Source organism: Arsenicicoccus sp. oral taxon 190 (assembly GCF_001189535.1).
In the GTDB taxonomy this organism is placed as follows: Bacteria; Actinomycetota; Actinomycetes; order Actinomycetales; family Dermatophilaceae; genus Arsenicicoccus.
The window spans coordinates 69,906-88,442 of record NZ_CP012070.1 but is presented as its reverse complement, the minus strand read 5'-3'; the positions used below and the strand labels follow the sequence as shown (position 1 = coordinate 88,442).

The 18,537-nt window shown below is 73.1% G+C and carries 20 protein-coding genes; 15 read left to right on the top strand and 5 right to left on the bottom strand.

Features of this window, described 5'->3' with window-relative positions:
* The first annotated feature begins 40 nt into the window (after positions 1 to 40).
* The 3 genes from ADJ73_RS00410 to ADJ73_RS00400 are packed head-to-tail and all read left to right on the top strand — an operon-like array spanning position 41 to position 1,290.
* Complete coding sequence (locus ADJ73_RS00410) at positions 41 to 601, top strand: maleylpyruvate isomerase family mycothiol-dependent enzyme (RefSeq protein ID WP_050346614.1); 561 nt, start codon at positions 41 to 43, stop codon at positions 599 to 601.
* 39 nt (positions 602 to 640) lie between these two features.
* Positions 641 to 898, top strand: a complete 258-nt coding sequence (locus ADJ73_RS00405) for a type II toxin-antitoxin system Phd/YefM family antitoxin (protein ID WP_050346613.1) — start codon at positions 641 to 643, stop codon at positions 896 to 898.
* A complete protein-coding gene (locus ADJ73_RS00400; protein ID WP_050346612.1) occupies positions 895 to 1,290 on the top strand; it encodes a PIN domain-containing protein in 396 nt (131 codons plus the stop codon). Before ADJ73_RS00405 ends, ADJ73_RS00400 begins: the two co-directional genes overlap by 4 nt.
* Before the next feature lie 28 nt (positions 1,291 to 1,318).
* Here ADJ73_RS00400 and msrA read toward each other — a convergent pair whose 3' ends face one another.
* Both msrA and ADJ73_RS00390 read right to left on the bottom strand, forming a co-directional pair.
* Entirely contained in the window at positions 1,319 to 2,035 is a 717-nt protein-coding gene (gene msrA / locus ADJ73_RS00395; protein WP_050346611.1) for a peptide-methionine (S)-S-oxide reductase MsrA, read from the bottom strand.
* 18 nt (positions 2,036 to 2,053) lie between these two features.
* Positions 2,054 to 3,019, bottom strand: coding sequence for an acyl-CoA thioesterase (locus ADJ73_RS00390; protein WP_050346610.1), 966 nt, complete (start codon positions 3,017 to 3,019; stop codon positions 2,054 to 2,056).
* A gap of 64 nt (positions 3,020 to 3,083) precedes the next feature.
* Between ADJ73_RS00390 and ADJ73_RS00385 the strand changes: the two genes are divergently transcribed.
* Positions 3,084 to 4,433, top strand: coding sequence for a glutamate mutase L (locus ADJ73_RS00385; RefSeq protein ID WP_050346609.1), 1,350 nt, complete (start codon positions 3,084 to 3,086; stop codon positions 4,431 to 4,433).
* Positions 4,434 to 4,509: 76 nt separating this feature from the next.
* On the opposite strand, the gene greA is transcribed toward ADJ73_RS00385, so the two are convergent.
* Both greA and ADJ73_RS00375 read right to left on the bottom strand, forming a co-directional pair.
* Positions 4,510 to 5,001: a transcription elongation factor GreA gene (greA, locus tag ADJ73_RS00380; protein WP_050346608.1), complete on the bottom strand. Its 492-nt coding sequence runs from the start codon at positions 4,999 to 5,001 to the stop codon at positions 4,510 to 4,512.
* A gap of 153 nt (positions 5,002 to 5,154) precedes the next feature.
* A complete protein-coding gene (locus tag ADJ73_RS00375) occupies positions 5,155 to 5,583 on the bottom strand; it encodes a DUF4307 domain-containing protein (protein WP_050346607.1) in 429 nt (142 codons plus the stop codon).
* A gap of 104 nt (positions 5,584 to 5,687) precedes the next feature.
* Between ADJ73_RS00375 and mca the strand changes: the two genes are divergently transcribed.
* The 8 genes from mca to ADJ73_RS00335 all read left to right on the top strand — a co-directional run bounded on the left by mca (position 5,688) and on the right by ADJ73_RS00335 (position 13,194).
* Positions 5,688 to 6,710, top strand: a complete 1,023-nt coding sequence (gene mca, locus ADJ73_RS00370) for a mycothiol conjugate amidase Mca (protein ID WP_082177079.1) — start codon at positions 5,688 to 5,690, stop codon at positions 6,708 to 6,710.
* On the top strand, positions 6,707 to 6,958 hold the full coding sequence (locus tag ADJ73_RS00365; RefSeq protein ID WP_050346606.1) for a hypothetical protein: 252 nt from the start codon (positions 6,707 to 6,709) through the stop codon (positions 6,956 to 6,958). The genes mca and ADJ73_RS00365 overlap by 4 nt, the downstream gene beginning before the upstream one ends.
* A gap of 35 nt (positions 6,959 to 6,993) precedes the next feature.
* Positions 6,994 to 7,761: an isoprenyl transferase gene (locus ADJ73_RS00360; RefSeq protein ID WP_050346605.1), complete on the top strand. Its 768-nt coding sequence runs from the start codon at positions 6,994 to 6,996 to the stop codon at positions 7,759 to 7,761.
* 318 nt (positions 7,762 to 8,079) lie between these two features.
* Positions 8,080 to 9,315, top strand: a complete 1,236-nt coding sequence (locus ADJ73_RS00355) for a PhoH family protein (protein WP_253272747.1) — start codon at positions 8,080 to 8,082, stop codon at positions 9,313 to 9,315.
* A 77-nt stretch (positions 9,316 to 9,392) separates the two neighbouring features.
* Complete coding sequence (locus ADJ73_RS00350) at positions 9,393 to 9,638, top strand: FeoA family protein (RefSeq protein ID WP_050346603.1); 246 nt, start codon at positions 9,393 to 9,395, stop codon at positions 9,636 to 9,638.
* On the top strand, positions 9,635 to 11,761 hold the full coding sequence (feoB, locus tag ADJ73_RS00345) for a ferrous iron transport protein B (protein ID WP_050346602.1): 2,127 nt from the start codon (positions 9,635 to 9,637) through the stop codon (positions 11,759 to 11,761). Before ADJ73_RS00350 ends, feoB begins: the two co-directional genes overlap by 4 nt.
* The gene (locus ADJ73_RS00340) at positions 11,758 to 12,075 is read left to right on the top strand and encodes a FeoC-like transcriptional regulator (RefSeq protein ID WP_050346601.1); all 318 of its coding nucleotides are present in this window, start codon (positions 11,758 to 11,760) and stop codon (positions 12,073 to 12,075) included. The genes feoB and ADJ73_RS00340 overlap by 4 nt, the downstream gene beginning before the upstream one ends.
* 114 nt (positions 12,076 to 12,189) lie before the next feature.
* Positions 12,190 to 13,194 carry a S41 family peptidase gene (locus ADJ73_RS00335; protein WP_050346600.1) on the top strand — a complete coding sequence of 335 codons (1,005 nt, stop codon included), beginning with the start codon at positions 12,190 to 12,192 and terminating at the stop codon, positions 13,192 to 13,194.
* Positions 13,195 to 13,702: 508 nt separating this feature from the next.
* Here the strand turns inward: ADJ73_RS00335 and coaA are convergent.
* A complete protein-coding gene (gene coaA / locus ADJ73_RS00330; protein WP_050349160.1) occupies positions 13,703 to 14,686 on the bottom strand; it encodes a type I pantothenate kinase in 984 nt (327 codons plus the stop codon).
* A gap of 31 nt (positions 14,687 to 14,717) precedes the next feature.
* On the opposite strand from coaA, the gene glmS reads away from it, so the two are divergent.
* From glmS to ADJ73_RS00315, 3 genes are read left to right on the top strand one after another with little or no spacing between them, the layout of a single operon-like run.
* Complete coding sequence (glmS, locus tag ADJ73_RS00325; protein ID WP_050346599.1) at positions 14,718 to 16,571, top strand: glutamine--fructose-6-phosphate transaminase (isomerizing); 1,854 nt, start codon at positions 14,718 to 14,720, stop codon at positions 16,569 to 16,571.
* Positions 16,572 to 16,602: 31 nt separating this feature from the next.
* Positions 16,603 to 16,953, top strand: a complete 351-nt coding sequence (locus tag ADJ73_RS00320) for a holo-ACP synthase (protein ID WP_050346598.1) — start codon at positions 16,603 to 16,605, stop codon at positions 16,951 to 16,953.
* 57 nt (positions 16,954 to 17,010) lie between these two features.
* Positions 17,011 to 18,534 (top strand): bifunctional ADP-dependent NAD(P)H-hydrate dehydratase/NAD(P)H-hydrate epimerase, encoded by a 1,524-nt coding sequence (locus ADJ73_RS00315; RefSeq protein WP_050346597.1) that lies wholly within the window; start codon positions 17,011 to 17,013, stop codon positions 18,532 to 18,534.
* Positions 18,535 to 18,537: the final 3 nt, after the last annotated feature.

Genomic DNA, 18,537 nt, shown 5'->3' with positions numbered 1-18,537 from the left:
GCGTCGAGACGTCCGATCCCGACCTGCCGAGGAGGCAGCCATGACCACCTCACCCGCCACCGACCCCAACCCCACCCTCGCGAGCTGGCGGCAGCACGCCGCACCCTTCACGGACGTCGTGGAGGCCGTCACCGACTGGGACGCCGCCAGCCCGTGCGAGGGCTGGGCCGCTGCCGACGTCGTGGCGCACGTCGTGGACACCGAGCGAGACTTCCTCGGCGGGCAGGGGCTCGACCTGCCGGCGCAGACCGGCGACTCGCCGGCCGAGCGGTGGGCGGCCCACGAGGCAGCGGTGTCGGACCTGCTGGCCGACCCCGCCGTCGCCGACCGGACCTACGACGGGCACTTCGGCCCCACGACCGTCGGGGCCACCCTGGCCCGCTTCTACGGCTTCGACCTGCTGGTGCACCGCTGGGACCTCGCGCGCTCGCAGGGCCGCGACGCGTCCTTCACTGACGCCGAGCTCGACGAGATCGATGCGGCGGTCGACGGATTCGGTGAGCACGCCTACGCCCCAGGCATCTTCGCCCGACCGGTCGAGGTGCCCGACGGCGCCGACCGGGTCGCCCGGGTGCTGGCGCGGACGGGCCGGCGCGCCTGACCCTGCCCCGGCCGTGCGCAGAGGGCTAGGTTTGCGCACATGACGATCATCGCGGCCCGAGAGCTGAGGAACCACACCGGAGCCCTCCTCGCCCGTGTCGCTGCGGGTGAGCGACTCACCATCACCCACCGCGGCGAGCCCGTGGCGGAGCTGACCCGTGCGGGACATCGACGCCGCCGCTACCTGGAGCGGGACGAGGTGCTCGCCGTCTTGCACTCGGGTCGGGGCGGATCCTGGACCCAGGACCAGGCCTGGATCGGCGGAGGCACCACCGACGACCTCGGGCCCATCGGGTGACGGCGGGCCGGCTGGACACGAGCGTCTGGATCGCGGGCGAGATCGGTCGCCCCATCTCCGTGGAGGCACTCCCCGAGCGGTCGTACGTCTCGGTGATCACCGTTGCCGAGATCGAGGCCGGCGTCCTCGCAGCCGGCGACGTCGCGACCCGCGCCGCACGCATGGCGACCGCCACCGCGCTCGCCATGGTCGAGTCGCTGCCGGTCGACGGACCGGTAGCACGTGAGTGGGCGACGATGCGGGTCCTGCTCCGCGACGCCGGTCGGCGCGTCAACGTCAACGACCTCTGGATCGCCGCCACCGCCCGTGCCCATGACCTGACGGTCTACACCCAGGACGGAGACTTCGACGTGCTGGCCGAGATCGGTGGGATCCGCGTGGTCCACGTGTGAACCGTGGTCGGCGCCGGCTGAGGCCGAGTCAGGCGCGGGGCGGCTCCACCGTCGTCTGCGCGGGCAGGTCGTCGCTGGACACGAGCCCGACCGGGCAGGTGTAGCCGTTGGGTCCGTGGTTGCAGTAACCGCCGGGGTTCTTGTGGAGGTACTGCTGGTGGTAGTCCTCCGCGAAGTAGAACGGGCCCGCGTCGTCAGCCGACCGCAGCTCGGTGGTGACGTGACCGTGCCCGCGCGAGGTCAGCAGCTCGTCGAAGGCCGCGCACGCCGCGCGAGCCTGCGCCTCCTGCAGCGGCGTGGTCCAGTAGATCGCCGAACGATATTGGGTGCCAACGTCGTTGCCCTGACGGTTGGCGGTCGTCGGGTCGTGGTTCTCCATCAGGGTGGCGACGAGCCGGTCTGCGCCGACCTGCGCCGGGTCGTAGGCCACGAGCACCGTCTCGGTGTGCCCGGTGCGGCCGCTGCACGTCTCCTCATAGGTGGGGTTGGGGGTGAACCCGCCCATGTAGCCCACCGCCGTGCCGACCACGCCGGGCACCTGCCAGAAGATCCGCTCCAGCCCCCAGAAGCACCCGCCCGCGAGGTAGAGGACCTCGGCGGGTGCACCGTCCGGCGTCTCCCAGGGCCCGGTGAGCGGGGCGTCCAGGACCGTATGCCGCGCCGCCAGCCCGCTCATCGCCGTCTCGCGGCCGGCCAGGGCCTCGTCGCGGGTGACCATCACGGGGGTGGGGCGTCCGAAGATCATGCGTCCAGTCTCGCACGCTCACTGCGGGGCGTCGGGCGCTGCCGCAGGGATGGGACGGCGCAGCCGCTCGCGGATGTCGATCATCGCCTTGGCGTGCTCCTGCAGCGCGAGGTCCTCGGGGCGCTGGGGGTTCCACGACCGGACGTGCTGCTTGTGGCCGTCCTCGTCGAGCGCGACGAGGACCATGGTGCAGTGCGTCGTCGTGCGCATCTCGCCGGTGCGCGGGTTGCCGGAGCGGACGTGCACCGACACGTGCATCGAGGAGTGGCCGGTGTAGATGAGCCGCGCCTCGACCTCGACCACGTCCCCGATCAGCAGGGGGCGGTAGAACCGGACGCCGCCGGCGTAGACCGCGATGACGTTGCCCTGGTGCCAGCGCTCGGCCACCAGCGTCGCCGCCTCGTCGATCCAGCGCATGACGATGCCGCCGTGCACCTTGCCGCCCCAGTTGACGTCGGTCGGCGCGGCCATGAAGCGCAGCGTCTCCCGGCAGGCGTCGGTGTCGTCGGTGTAGCGCTGCCGCTCCATGTCGGCCTCGATCGCCTGCCTGACCTCGACGCGGCTGCGGGCGAGGGCCTGCTGCTCGCGCTCCCAGTCGTCCTGCGGCACGAACTCCGGCACCGCAGCGGGCCGCCCGTCCTCGCCCATGGACACGAAGATCAGCAGGCACTGGGTGTTGATCGTGAGCTCGCCGTCGCGCGGGTCGCCCGAGGAGACGGTCGCCACGATGTGCATCGACGAACGCCCGGTGTGGACCACGCGGGACTGCACCTCGACCAGGTCCCCGACCTCGACGGGGCGGGTGAAGTGGATGTTGCCGACATACGCGGTCACGCAGTAGGTGCCGGACCACCCTGCGGCACAGGCATATCCGGACTTGTCGATCCACTCGAGCATGCGCCCGCCACCGACCCGGCCCCGGACGTTGCCGTCCGTCGGGGCGGCCATGAAACGGAGGGTCACGCTGCGCTGGGTGCCGGGCATGGCCTCAAGGCTAGTGAATCGGGCGCGCGAGTCCGCCCGACGAGGGGCGGATAGCCTGACCGCCATGTCTCGCGTGCTGTGCGTCGATGTCGGCTCGACCTTCACCAAGGCGGTGGTCGTCGAGACGGAGACCGGTGAGCTCGTGGCGCGGGCCGAGACGCCGACCACCGTGACGACGGACGTGCTGGAGGGCTACCGGACGGTGCGCGGCCTGATCGAGGAGCAGCTGACCGAGCAGCTGACCGAGCAGGTGAGCGACGCGCCGATCGACGAGGTGCTGATGTGCTCCAGCGCGGGTGGGGGGCTGCGGCTGGCAGTCGTGGGCTACGAGCGGACGGTCACCGCCGAGGCGGGCCACCGCGTGGGTCTGTCGGCCGGCGCCAAGGTCGTGCACGTGAGTGCGGGGGAGCTCGACGGGCAGGGCATCCGCGACCTGCGGGCCAGCCGCCCCGACGTCCTCCTGCTGGTCGGCGGCACCGACGGGGGCAACGCAGAGGTGCTGCGGCACAACGCGACTCGTCTGGCACGGGCCCGCGTGACCATGCCGATCGTGGTGGCCGGCAACGTCGAGGCCCGCGACGGGGTCGTGGCGATCCTCGAGGGGGCCGGTCGCCGCGTCGTCGCCACCGACAACGTCGTCCCGCGCATCGGCGTCATCGCGCCGGAGGGGGCGCGGGGCGCCATACGGGAGGTGTTCCTGGAGCACGTGATCGGCGGCAAGGGGCTGTCGCGGGGACCGGAGTTCGCGCGGCTGGTGCGCGCCGCGACGCCCGACGCGGTGCTGAGCGGGGTCGAGGTGCTGGCGGCGCTGCACGACGGGGACGTGCTGGTCGTGGACGTGGGGGGCGCGACGACCGACGTCTACTCCGTCATCGAGCCGCAGGGCGAGGACGCGACGCTGCGCAAGCACGTCGTGGGCACGCTGTGGGCGATGCGCACCGTCGAGGGGGACCTGGGGATGCGGTGGAACGCCCCCACCGTCGTCGAGGCGGCCCCCGCCGAGGGGCTCGCCGTGAGCGAGGGGCTGAGCACGTATGCCGATCGCGTCCACGCCGACACCGGGCACCTGCCGGTCGACGCGCTCGAGCGCAGGCACGACGCCGAGCTGGCTCGCCTCGCCGCCACGATCGCGGTGCGACGGCACGCGCGCCCGGACCGTCCCACCGGCGACGTCGCGCTGGTGCTGGGGTCCGGCGGCGCGCTGCGGCACGGCGGGGCTGCTGAGGCGTCGGGCACCGTCGCGGACGCCGTCCTCGGGGCGGTCACCAGCGACTGGGCCGGCGGCTGGCGGGTGCCCGACCAGGCCAGGAAGGCGGTCGACGAGGACTACCTGCTGTGCGCGGTGGGGCTGCTGGCCGGGGTGGACCGGGCTGCGGCCGAGCGCGTGGCGCGTCGGCTGCTGGGTGGGCGCTAGGCGGACACAGATCAGCCGGCCTTCGTCCGATCGACCTGGGGAAGGAAGGCCGGCTGATGTGGCTACCGGCGGTAGGTCAGGCGCGGTAGGGCGTGGCGTTCTTGATCTTGACCGTGATGGTCTTGCCGTTGGGGGCCTCGTAGGAGGCGGAGTCGCCCTTCTTCTTGCCGTTGATCGCGGCACCGAGCGGGGACTTCTCGGAGTAGACCTCCAGGTCCTCGTCGCCGGCCATCTCACGGCTGCCGAGGAGGAAGGTCAGGTCGTCGCCGAGGAGGTCGACGGTCACGACCATGCCGGGCTCGACGATGCCGTCGTCCGCCGGGGCCTCGCCGACCTTGGCCGTCTCCAGCAGCTGCTTGAGCTGGCGGATGCGGGCCTCCATCTTGCCCTGCTCCTCCTTGGCCGCGTGGTAGCCGCCGTTCTCCTTCAGGTCACCCTCGTCGCGGGCGGCCTCGATGCGCTTGGCGATCTCGATGCGGCCGGGGCCCGACAGCTGCTCGAGCTCGCCCTTGAGGCGGTCGTAGGCCTCCTGGGTCAGGAAGCTCTGGGGAGCGGTGGTCTCGGTCACGGTGCAACTCCTGCTCATCGTCGACGCCCGCCGGACGGCGGGCCGCTAGGTCACGAAAAATGAGTCCGGACCGGGGACGGTGGCTCCTAGGCCGTCCGTAGCAGGGTCCAGACCCATCGCGCTGAAAGATCCAGTGTACCAACCGGCCGTCGATCAGGCTCGGCGGCACTCCTTCACCGTGCCCGTGACGGCGCGCGCCGCGGTGCGGACCGTGACCTTGCGGCGCACCACGGACGACCCGTCGGCCGGCAGCGTCAGCGGCACCGCCCCGACGGTGGCGAAGCGCACGTCCAGGGCCTTCACCTGGCAGGTCACCACCCAGTCCTCCGGCTTCTCCACCTCGACGTCCACCGTCACCGAGCGGTCGTCCACGACCTGGTAGCCCACCACGTGGTAGGTGATGGCGTCCCGGGCGTTCATCACCCCGATCCACGTCAGCAGCGCGAGGGCGGGCACCAGGATCAGCGCGGACACCCACCACCAGCGGCGGTTGCCGAGCCGCGGCACGGAGGGCTGGTCCAGCTCGTCGGCATACGCGCTCTCCTCGTCGTGGGGGTCATGCGGGGCGAGCGGCTCGGGCACGACGAACTCCTGCTGCGGCTGGGGGCACAATGGTGGTCGCCCCCACCGTAGTCCCGCCGGAAGGACCCCTCGTGACCGACACCGCCCGTGGCCCGCTGCGGCTCATGTGCGTGCATGCCCATCCCGACGACGAGTCCAGCAAGGGCGCCGCCACGATGGCTCGCTACCGCAGCGAGGGGCACGAGGTGCTCGTCGTCACCTGCACCGGGGGCGAGCGCGGGGACGTGCTCAACGACAAGCTCAAGGACGACCCGCACATCCAGCGCAACCTGCCGGAGGTCCGCCGCCAGGAGATGGCCACGGCCCGGGAGATCCTGGACGTCGGGCAGGTCTGGCTCGGTTTCGTGGACTCCGGTCTGCCCGAGGGGGATCCGCTGCCGCCGCTGCCCGACGGCTGCTTCGCGCTGGAGCCGCTGGACGTGACCACCGAGGCGCTGGTGCGGGTGATCCGCGACTTCCGCCCGCACGTCATGACCACCTACGACGAGAAGGGTGGCTACCCCCACCCCGACCACGTGATGACCCACGTGGTGTCGATGGCGGCCTTCGATGCCGCGGGTGACGCCGACCGCTACCCCCACGCCGGGGCGCCCTGGCAGCCGCTGAAGATCTACTACAACCAGACCTTCTCCAAGGCCCGCATCCAGGCCTTCCACGACGCGATGCTCGCCGAGGGCCTCACCAGCCCCTACGACGACTGGCTCAAGGGCTGGCGGGACCGCCCGGCGCGGCACGTCACCACCAAGGTGGACTGCGCGCGGTGGTTCCCGGTCCGCGACGCGGCGCTCATCGCGCACGCCACCCAGGTCGACCCGGACGGTGCGTGGTTCCAGGTCCCGCTGGCGATCCAGGAGCGGGTGTGGCCATATGACGACTTCGAATGCGGCCTGTCCTACGTGCCGGTGGCGGAGGGGGAGGACGACCTCTTCGCCGGTCTCGGGAGCCTGGAGGAGGCGGACGCCCTGGCCCGCCGCGACGACCTGACCATCGCCTACGACGGGCGGGTCCCGGTGGCCGACGCGTCACCCGCCGCCCGTGCGGCAGACGCGGCGGACGCGGCCCGCGAGGCCGGACCCACCGACGAGCTCGACGAGCTGCAGGCCCACCACGAGGAGGACGAGCGATGAACCCCGGCGGCAACGGCGATCTCTACAGCCAGATCGGGCCCGGCTTCGTGGCCTTCGTGGTGATCTTCGCCCTGGCCCTGGCGATGTGGTTCCTGGTGCGCAGCATGAACTCCCACCTGCGGCGGGTCCGGTACCAGCAGGCCGAGGACGAGCGTCGCGCGCGAGAGACCGGCGCGGCCCAGGGGGAGACGGGCGTGGCGCCGGGGGAGACCGGCGGGCGCGGGGCCGGAGGCTCCCGCCAGGAGTAGCGTGTCCCCGTCCGCAGACCCAGGAGGTCCGAGCCGTGCGTAGCCCTGTCGGCAACCCGTTGTACAGCGCCTACGAGCGGCGGTTGCTCGGTCAGCTGCCGGCGGACCGGATGCCGCGGCACGTGGGCGTCATGCTCGACGGCAACCGGCGGTGGGCCAAGGCCAAGGGCGCCGGCACCGCCGAGGGTCACCAGGCGGGCGCGGACCGCATCGAGCACCTGCTGCAGTGGTGCGAGGAGGTCGGCATCGAGTACGTCACGCTGTGGCTGCTCTCCACCGACAACCTCGCCCGCCCCGAGGCCGAGCTCGCGCCGCTGCTGCAGATCATCCAGGACGCGGTGGCGGCGCTCGCGTCCCAGCAGCGGTGGCGGATCCGGCTCGTCGGGGCGCTCGACCTGCTGCCGCTGCCGACCGCGGCGGCGCTGGGCGCGGCGCAGGAGGCGACCGCCGACATCGACGGGCTGGTGTGCAACATCGCCGTGGGATACGGCGGGCGCCGCGAGATCGCGGACGCCGTCAAGGACCTGCTGCGGGCCGAGGCCGCGCGGGGGCGCACCCTCGAGCAGATCGTCGAGAGCCTCGACGTGGACCAGATCGCTGACCACCTCTACACCAAGGGGCAGCCCGACCCGGACCTTGTCATACGGACGAGCGGGGAGCAGCGGATCGGCGGTTTCCTGCTGTGGCAGTCGATCCACAGCGAGTTCTACTTCTGCGAGGCCTACTGGCCCGACTTCCGCCGCGTCGACTTCCTGCGCGCGCTGCGCTCGTATGCCGACCGCGAGCGCCGCTACGGCTGCTGACCGACCCGCGCGGGTGAACTTCGGCTGAACCCCGACGCGGCGCGGCGGCAATTGACGAGCGGCGGGCGGGGGGTGGACGTAGCGTGACGGGCATCCGGCGCACGGGCGTCGGGTGGGAAGGCCTGACGTTGAGGGAGCGACTCGAGCTCCGGGCGGAGGGCCGGCCCCGGCCCTGCGGGCGTCGGGAACCGGCCAACGGACCGAGAGCAAGCGCGGCGCCGCAGCCGCGCGTGGGGAGTCACCGTGTCGCAGACCAGCACTGACGAGCGCCGCACCTACGTCGTGGACACCTCCGTCCTGCTGTCGGACCCACGGGCGATGCTGCGGTTCGCCGAGCACGAGGTGGTGCTGCCCGTCGTCGTCGTGACCGAGCTGGAGGCCAAGCGCCACCACCCGGAGCTCGGCTACTTCGCCCGGCAGGCGCTGCGGCTGCTCGACGACCTGCGGGTCAACGAGGGCCGGCTGGACCACCCCGTCGCGGTGGGGCGGGACGGCGGCACCCTGCGGGTCGAGCTCAACCACACCGACCCCACCGTGCTGCCCGACGGTTTCCGCCTGGGGGACAACGACACCCGCATCCTCGCGGTCGCCAAGCACCTGGCCGACAGCGGCAAGCACGTCACGATCGTGAGCAAGGACCTGCCGATGCGGGTCAAGGCCTCGGCGGTGGGCATCGACGCCGAGGAGTACCGCCACGAGTGGAAGGTCGACTCGGGCTGGACCGGCATCACCGAGCTGACGGTGGAGCCCGAGCAGCTGGACCAGCTCTACGAGTCGGGCCGGGCCGAGATCGCCGCGGCCAAGGACCTGCCGGTCCACACCGGTCTGGTGCTGTCCTCGGCGCGGGGCAGCGGCCTCGGCCGGGTCGGCGCCGACGGGGCGGTCCGCCACGTCCGTGGCGACCGGGACGCCTTCGGGCTGCACGGCCGCTCGGCGGAGCAGCGCATCGCCCTGGACCTGCTGCTGGACCCGGACGTCGGGATCATCTCGCTCGGTGGCCGGGCGGGGACCGGCAAGAGCGCGCTCGCGCTGTGCGCCGGCCTCGAGGCGGTCATGGAGCGCCGCCAGCACCGCAAGGTCATCGTGTTCCGCCCGCTCTACGCCGTCGGGGGCCAGGAGCTCGGCTACCTCCCCGGCACCGAGAACGAGAAGATGGGCCCCTGGGCGCAGGCGGTCTTCGACACGCTGGGGGCGGTCGTGTCCTCCGAGGTCGTCGAGGAGGTCATCGACCGGGGCCTGCTCGAGGTGCTGCCGCTGACCCACATCCGGGGTCGCTCGCTGCACGACGCGTTCGTGATCGTGGACGAGGCGCAGTCGCTGGAGCGCAACGTGCTGCTGACCGTCCTGTCCCGCATCGGGCAGAACTCCCGGGTGGTCCTCACCCACGACGTCGCCCAGCGTGACAACCTGCGCGTCGGGCGCCACGACGGGGTGGCCGCGGTCATCGAGACCCTCAAGGGGCACCCGCTCTTCGCCCACGTCACCCTCACCCGCAGCGAGCGCAGCCCGATCGCGGCGCTCGTCACCGACCTGCTGGAGGGGCTCGAGATCTGACCTCGCGAGCGCGGGCCGTCCCGCTGTGAGGAACACCTCGTTTAGGCGTGCCTAACCTGAGGCGTATCGTGGTCGGCATGACCTCGACGACCCTGCAGGCGGCCCCGCCCCGCAAGCCGGTGCGACTCGGCCTCGTCGACCTGCCGCTCGCGCCCCGCCGCCGGCTCGCCGAGCTCGGCCTGCGCACGGGCGCGACCGTCGAGGTGCTGCACCTGACCGCCGGCGGCGGCCGGGTCGTGGCCGTGGCCGGGGCGCGCATCGCGCTGGACCGCTCGACGGCTGCCGGGATCCAGGTCTTCGTCCCCGAGGGCCGGGCCGTATGACGACCGGGCTCGTCGACACCCCGCGGGACGGCTCCGAGCCGCAGCACGTCACCGCGAGCTCCGTCCCCAGCTGCCACAGCGACGCGGGCGGCCCGGCGGCCGCGCCCGGGTCCGCGGTGGTGGCGCTGGCGGGGTCGCCCAACGTCGGCAAGTCCACGCTCTTCAACGCCCTGACCGGGGCCAAGCGGCACATGGGCAACTGGCCGGGCACCTCGGTCGAGGTCGGGCGTGGGGCCTGGCGGTTCGAGCGCACCGCGTGCCCGCAGGGGGACGGCTGCCGCTGCCCGGCCGACGCGCCGTGCGCCCGCGGCACCACCGAGGTGGACCTGGTGGACCTGCCGGGCGCCTACAGCCTCGACCCGGCCTCTCCCGACGAGGAGCTCACCCGCGCGCTGCTCGTCGACAAGCCGCCCGCGGAGCGCCCCGACCTCGTCGTCGTGACCGTCGACGCGGCGCACCTCAGCCGCAGCCTCTACCTGGTCGCGCAGGTGCGCGAGCACGCGCTGCGCGTCGTGGTGGCGCTGACCATGAACGACGTGGCCGCCCGCCGCGGCATCGCCGTCGACACCGCCGCGCTCGCGGCGGCGCTCGGCGCCCCCGTGGTGCCGGTCGACCCGCGCCGCCGCGGCGGGCTGCAGCAGCTCGCCGACGCGGTGGTCCAGACCCTCGCCGCCCCGGTGCCGGCGCCGCGGGGCGGTTCCGGCATACGGCCTGACGGCCCGGAGGACAACCCGGACGGGCTCGACCTGGTCGGCCCGCCCGAGGCCCTGGACCCGGTGGACCACGAGCTGGCGCAGGCGGACGACCGGTTCGCGTGGGTGGAGCAGGCCGTGGTGCACGCCGCCCACGAGAGCGCGCAGACCCGGACCGGGTGGACCGACCGGATCGACGGCGTCGTCACCTCCCGGCTGTGGGGCCCGCTGGTCTTCCTCGTGGCGATGTGGCTGGTCTTCCAGCTGACGACGACCGTCGCGGCGCCGATGCAGGACTGGCTGGACGGCCTCTTCACCGGGCCCGTGTCGTCCGCCGCCGGTTGGCTCATGGAGCGGATCGGCCTGGGGCACAGCCCGGTCCGGGGCTTCCTCGTCGACGGGCTGATCGCCGGCGTGGGGATGCTGCTGACCTTCGTGCCGCTGATGACGCTGATGTTCGCGCTGCTGTCGCTGCTGGAGGACTCCGGCTACATGGCCCGCGCCGCCGTGGTGACCGACCGGCTGATGCGCTCGATAGGGCTGCCCGGCCGGGCCTTCCTGCCGCTCGTCGTCGGCTTCGGGTGCAACGTGCCGGCGATCGCCGCCACCCGCACCCTGCCCAACGCCCGCCACCGGGTCATGACCTCGCTGCTGGTGCCGCTCACGTCGTGCACGGCGCGGCTGACGGTCTACGTGCTCATGGCGACGACCTTCTTCCCCGACCACGCCGGGAGCGTCGTCTTCGCGATGTACCTCCTGTCGATCCTGCTGGTCGTCCTGCTCGGCCTGGCGCTGCGTTCCACCCTGTGGCGCCGGGTGGGGGACGAGCCGCTGATCCTGGACCTGCCGCCCTACCAGGTGCCGCACCTGCGGCTGATGGCCTCCCAGACGTGGGTGCGGCTGCGCGGCTTCCTGCGGACCGCGAGCGGCATCATCGTCGCCACCGTCGTGGCCATCTGGCTGCTGCAGGCCACGCCGATGCCGGGGTCGGGGGAGAGGTTCGGGGAGGTGCAGACCGCCGACTCGGTCTACGCCGCCGGGGCCAAGGCGATCGCGCCGGCCTTCGCGCCCGCCGGCTACGGCGAGTGGCGCACCTCGTCCGCACTGGTCGTGGGCTTCGTGGCCAAGGAGGCCGTGATCTCCTCGTGGGCGCAGACCTACGCCGTGTCCGAGCCGGACAGCGAGCGCGCGCCTGGCCAGCTCGGCGACGTGATCCGCGCCGACTTCGAGCGCTCCTCGGGAGGCCACGGGATCGCCGCCGCCCTGGCCTTCATGGTCTTCCTGCTCGCCTACACCCCGTGCGTCGCCACCCTGGCCGCGCAGAAGCGCGAGATCGGCTGGCGCTGGACCCTCTTCGGCGTGGGCGTGCAGCTCACGCTGGCCTGGGTGCTGTCCGTCGTGGTCTTCCAGGTCGGTCGGCTGGTCGTATGACGCCCGCCCCCGCCACCCGCGGCCCGGGCCCGTTGCGCCAGGTGCTGTCGGCCTTCGAGGACGGAGCGGCGTCGCTGGACGAGGTCGCCCGCCGGACCGGGCTGACCCGCGCCTCGGTGGACGCGGCCGTGGACCACCTGGTCCGCATGGGGCGGGTCGACGCCCGCGAGCTGGCGGCGGGCTGCCCCGACGGCGGCTGCGGCAGCTGCGCCTCGGGGACGAGCGAAGGTGCGGCGGGCTGCGGCGCGCCCGGACCCTCCGGCCGGCGGTCGGGGCCCGTGCTGGTGCAGCTCACGCTGCGTCGACGCGACTGAGGCGCCGGTCGCCCGGGGGAGATGAGTCGGGGTGGGGTACGACCACGGTCTGACGCGCGGCAGGGCCCCCAGGAGGATGTCGTGGGGGCTCGGCCCGGCGCCAGGGTAGAGACCATGAAGCCTTCTGCCGGTCCTCACCGTGCTCGACGGATCCTCCTCTCCCTGCTGGTCTCCGGCGTCGTCCTGCTCGCGCTGGCCCTGCTGGCCGTCTGGCAGGTCGGCCCCCGCTACGGGGTCTACCTCGTGCCACCCTCGCCGGCGGCCTACGCCGACGACGCCCTTACCAAGATGGAGGCCGGCTACCACCCCACCGGTCCGGAGTGGGACCGGGCCCGGGCGGAGGCGGTCCGCAAGACCCGTGACGCGGACAGCTACGCCGCCACGCTGCCGGCGCTGCGCGAGGCTGTCGCGGTCGCCGGCGGCAAGCACTCGACGATCTTCGAGTCGGGCAAGGATCTCGGGTCCACCGACACCGAGCGTCCGCTGCCCCAGGTGAGCAACGCCCGCGGCATCACCACCGTCACCGTGCCCAAGCTCTCGGCGCCCGAGGAGGGCTTCCGCAACGACTACGCCACCCGGATCGCCAACGGCATCGACGCGCAGCGCACCCGCACGAGCTGCGGCTGGATCGTCGACCTGCGCAGCAACCACGGCGGCGACATGAGCCCCATGCTGTCGGGCCTGTCTGCGCTGCTCGGTGACGGCAAGGTCGGCGGCTTCGTGGACCGCAACGGCACGACCACCGACCTGACCCTCGCCGGCGGCACGGTCCGCGTGGGTGGGTCCGACCAGCACTCGGTGGGGGCCCGCGCCCGGGCCGCCGGGCCGGTCGCCGTGCTGCAGGGGCCGGACACCGGCAGCTCGGGCGAGGTGGTCGTGCTGGCCTTCAAGGGCGCCCAGGGGGCGCGCTCGTTCGGGGCGCCCACGGCCGGCTACTCCTCGGCCAACCAGACGGTGCGGCTCTACGACGGGACGGGGATGCTGCTGACCACGGCCGTGGACGTGGACCGGACCGGCGCGCGGTATGGCGGCGCGATCACCCCGGTCCAGCCGGCCCCCGTCGACCAGGCCGCAGCGGCCGCCACGACCTGGCTCCAGGGGCAGTGCGCCTCGTCGTGATCGGGCAAGGGTTGCTGGCGGCCGGCCGGTATCGGTCCGCCTTGGTCGGTCATCCGGCCGGTGTGGGCCCGCCCGCTGGCCTTGGCCGGTCGGCCGGCCGGTGTCGGCCCGCAGCCCTCGTTGAGAGGCGACAGATGGGGGTTGTCCCGCGCGGATGACCCCCACTTGTCGCCTCTCAACGCGTGGGTGCGGGTGGGGGGGAACGGGAGGGACGAAAGGGACGGGTGCGGTCGCTCGGCCCGCCTTGGGCGGTCAGCTGGCCGGTGTCGGCCCGCCCGCTGGCCTTGGCCGGTCGGCCGGCCGGTGTCGGCCCGCAACCCTCGTTGAGAGGCGACAGATGGGGGTTGTCCCGCGCGGATGACCCCCACTTGTCGCCACTCAACGTGCGGGTGTGGGCGGGGAAGAGTCGGGTGCAGCCGGGGCCGGAGGGACGGGAGGGACGGGAGAGACGAGCGGAGGGACGGGACGGGCGGGGAGGGACGGGGCGCGGTCGGCGTGGGTCCGGGGCTCAGAGCTTGCGCAGCAGCACGCGGCGCACCGAGTGGTCCTCGCCCTTGGTCAGCACCAGGTTGGCGCGACCTCGGGTGGTGACGACGTTGTCCTCGAGGTTGGGCCCGTTGATCTCCTCCCAGATCCGCAGTGCCGTGGCGCGAGCCTCGGTGTCGGAGAGGGCGGCATACCGGCGGAAGTAGGACTGGGGGTCGGCGAAGGCCGTCTGCCGCAGCTTGAGGAAGCGGTCGACGTACCACTTCTTGATGTGGTCGATGCGCGCGTCGACGTAGACCGAGAAGTCGAAGAAGTCCGACACCGCGAGCCCGAGCCGGCCGTCGCGGCGGGGCTGCGGCGCCTGCAGCACGTTGAGCCCCTCGACGATCAGGACGTCGGGCCGCTCCACCACGATGTGCTCGTCGGGCACGATGTCGTAGACGAGGTGGGAGTAGACCGGGGCCCGCACGCACGGCACGCCGGCCTTGACCTCCGAGACGAAGCGCAGCAGCGCCCGCCGGTCGTAGGACTCGGGAAATCCCTTGCGGTGCATCAGGCCCCGCTCGGTCAGCACGCGGTTGGGGTAGAGGAAGCCGTCGGTGGTGACGAGCTCGACCGTCGGGGTCGAGGGCCATCGCCGCAGCAGGTCGCGCAGCAGGCGGGCCGTGGTCGACTTGCCGACGGCGACCGACCCCGCCACCCCGATGATGAAGGGCGTCGCGGGCGGGGTGGACTCCATGAGGAAGTTGCTGGTCACCTGGTGCAGCTGGGTCGTCGCGTCCACGTAGAAGGACAGCAGCCGCGACAGGGGCAGGTAGACCTCCTCGACCTCCTGCAGGTCCAGCGGGACCCCGGTGCCCTGGATCCGCTCCAGGTCCCGCGCCGTGAGCGAGAGCGGGTGCCGGTCACGCAGCCTCGCCCACGCGGCCCGGTCCAGCTCCACGTAGGGAGTCGAGACCGTGGCTGTGGACACTCCGGCGGATGACACCCGGTCATTGTGGCGCATGCGCCCGCCCACCGCCGTTATCGTGATCGCCATGTGCGGAATCGTGGGATACGTCGGTCCTCAGGTGGACGGCAAGGCGCAGCAGGTGGTCCTCGAGGGGCTGGCCCGGTTGGAGTACCGCGGCTACGACTCGGCAGGCATCGCCCTGGTGTGCCCGCAGGGGGTGGAGTCCGCCAAGAAGGCCGGCAAGCTGGTCAACCTGCGCAGCGAGCTCGAGGAGCACCCGCTGGACGACGCGTCCACGGGGATCGGCCACACCCGGTGGGCGACGCACGGCGGCCCCACCGACGAGAACGCCCACCCGCACCGCGGTGGCACCGACAGCAAGGTGGCCGTCGTCCACAACGGCATCATCGAGAACTTCCACGCCCTCAAGACCGAGCTGCTCGCGGAGGGTGTGCACTTCACCTCCGAGACCGACACCGAGGTCGCGGCCCAGCTGCTGGCCCGCGCCTACCAGGGTGACCTGACGGCCGCCATGCTCGAGGTCGTCAACCGGCTCGACGGGGCGTTCACGCTGCTGGCGGTCCACGCCGACCACCCCGGCACCGTCGTCGCGGCCCGCCGCAACAGCCCGCTGGTCGTCGGGCTCGGCGAGGGCGAGAACTACCTCGGCTCCGACGTCGCCGCGTTCATCGGCTACACCAAGTCGGCGATGGAGGTCGACCAGGACCAGCTCGTCGTCATCACGCCCGACGACGTGCAGGTCATGGGCTTCGACGGCACCCCGGCCGAGGGCAAGCGCTTCGAGGTGACCTGGGACGCCGCCGCCGCCGAAAAGGGCGGCCACTCGTCCTTCATGGAGAAGGAGATCCTGGAGCAGCCCAAGGCCATCGCCGACACGCTGCTCGGCCGCACCGACGAGACCGGCAAGTTGGTGCTCGACGAGATGAACATCGACCCGGCCCGGCTGGAGCGCATCGAGAAGATCATCATCGTGGCGTGCGGCACCGCCTTCTACTCCGGCCTGTCCGCGAAGTACGCCATCGAGCACTGGACCCGGATCCAGACCGAGGTCGAGCTCGCCCACGAGTTCCGCTACCGGGACCCGGTGGTCGACGACCGCACCCTGGTCGTGTCCATGTCCCAGTCCGGGGAGACCATGGACACCCTCATGGCGGTCAAGCACGCCAAGGAACTCGGCGCGCTCACCATCGCCATCTGCAACACGTATGGCGCCACCATCCCCCGCGAGTCCGACGCGGCGCTCTACACCCACGCGGGGCCGGAGATCGCCGTCGCGTCGACGAAGGCCTTCACCGCCCAGATCGCCGCCTGCTACCTGCTCGGCCTCTACCTCGCGCAGCTGCGCGGCGGCAGCCACGCCGAGGACGCCCAGGCTGTCATGCGCGAGCTCGCCGAGATCCCGCGGCACGTCGACACCGTGCTGGACAGCATGGAGCGGGTCCGGGAGATCGCGCGGTTCATGTCCGACACCCGCTCGGTGCTCTTCCTCGGGCGCCATGTCGGCTACCCGATCGCGCTCGAGGGTGCGCTCAAGCTGAAGGAGATCGCCTACATCCACGCGGAGGGCTTCGCCGCGGGCGAGCTCAAGCACGGTCCGATCGCGCTGATCGAGCCCGGGCAGCCGGTCTTCATCGTCATGCCGGCGCAGGACAGCCCCTACGACCTGCACGCCAAGGTGGTGTCCAACATCCAGGAGATCCGTGCCCGCGGCGCCCGCACCCTGGTGATCACCGAGCAGGGCGACGAGGCAGTGCGCCCGTTCGCGGACGAGGTCATCGAGGTCCCCCGCACCAGCACGATGATGATGCCGCTGCTGTCGATCATCCCGCTGCAGGTCTTCGCCTGCGAGCTCGCCACGGCCAAGGGCCTGGACGTGGACCAGCCCCGCAACCTCGCCAAGTCCGTCACCGTCGAGTGACGGTGGGCGGCGGCATACGGGCGGTGTCGCGGTGATCCTCGGGGTCGGCATCGACGTCGTGGACATCGAGCGCTTCACCCGGACCCTGGAGCGCACCCCGGCGCTCGCCGACCGGCTGTTCACGGCCGGCGAGCGGGGGCTGCGCCCGGAGTCGACGGCCGCGCGGTTCGCCGCCAAGGAGGCCCTCGCCAAGGCGCTGGGGTCGCCGGGGTCCCTGGCCTGGCACGACGCGACCGTGGTCCGCGGCGAGCACGGCCGCCCGCACTGGGAGGTGCGCGGCAGCGTCCTGGCCCGGATGCAGGAGCTCGGGGTGACTAGGCTGCACCTGTCGCTCTCGCACGACGCGGGGGTGGCGTCAGCCTTCGTCGTCGCCGAGGCCTGACCCCACCCGACGCCGGGGCGGGGTCGTGACGCTACCCGCCCGAGGAGGCTGCTGCCCGTGATCCACGCCTGGTCCGTCGACGACGTCCGTGCCGCCGAGGAGCGCGCCATGGCCGCGCTGCCCGAGGGTGAGCTGATGCGGCGGGCCGCGCTGGGTCTCGCGACCGTCGTCGCCGCACGGCTGCCCGACGACGCGCGCGCCCAGCCGCTGGTCGTGGCCCTCGTCGGGGGCGGCAACAACGGCGGCGACGCGCTCTACGCGCTGGCGCACCTGGCCGAGCTCGTGGGCGAGCCGCTGGAGCTCGTGGCCGTGCTGACCTCGGAGCGCCCGCACCGCGGCGGCCTCAAGGCGGCCCGCAGCGCCAAGGTCGAGCTGGTCGACGCGACCACCGAGCCGGGTCGCGAGAGCGCCCGCAAGGCCCTGGCCGTGGCGGACGTGGTGCTGGACGCGGTGGTGGGGATCGGGGGCCGCCCGGGGCTGAGCGAGGACGTCTCGTCCCTCGTCGACGCCACCGGTCCCGACGCCCACGTCATCGCGGTGGACGTGCCGTCGGGGGTCGACCCGATGGCCGAGTCGCTCGAGGGGCCAGGGGTCTTCGCCGACGAGACCGTGACCTTCGGGTGCGCCAAGCCGGTGCACGTCCTCGGCACCGCCGACCGCTGCGGCCTGCTCACCCTCGTGGACATCGGGCTCGACCTGGACGAGTGGGTCCCGGTCGCCGAGCGCCTCGACCACGACGACGTCGCCGGGCTGTGGCCGGTGCCCGGCCCCGAGGACGACAAGTACTCCCGTGGCGTGGTGGGCGTGGTGGCCGGCGGCGAGGTCTACACCGGTGCCCCCATCCTGGCCGTCACCGCCGCGGTCTGCGCGGGGGCCGGGATGGCCCGCTACGTCGGGCCGCCCACCCCCACCGGCCTGGTCCGCGCCGCGGTGCCCGAGGCGGTCCACGGGGCCGGGCGGGTCCAGGCGTGGGTGGTCGGACCGGGGCTGGACCCCGAGCCGGAGCCGTGGGACCACCTCGGACGGGCGCAGGTCGACGCAGCGCGCGAGGCCCTGGCCGCAGACCTGCCCTGCGTCGTCGACGCCGGCGGCCTGGCGCTGCTGGACGGCCCGCGGGCGCACGCCGGAGCCCGGACCCTGCTCACCCCGCACGCCGGTGAGCTCGCCCGGCTCCTCGCCCGGATCGACCCGGAGGCCGCGGACCTGCAGCGCTCCGACGTGACCGGCGAGCCGCTGCGCTGGGCCCGCCGCGCCGCCGACCTGCTGCGAGCGACGGTGCTGCTCAAGGGATCCACGACGTATGTCGTGCCCCCGCCCGGCTCCGGCCTGCCCGTGCGGGCTCAGGCCGACGCGCCGGCGTGGGCGGGCACCGCGGGGTCGGGCGACGTGCTCGCCGGCCTCGCCGGAGCGCTGCTCGCGGCCGGGCTCGACCCGTTGGACGCCGGGTCCGTCGCGGCCCTGGTCCACGGGGTCGCGGCCCACGACGCCAACCCCGGCGGGCCGGTGCGGGCCCTGGACGTCGCCCACCAGCTGCCGCGCACCGTGGCGCGGCTGCTGACCCGGGCCGGGGAGGGCCGCTGACGC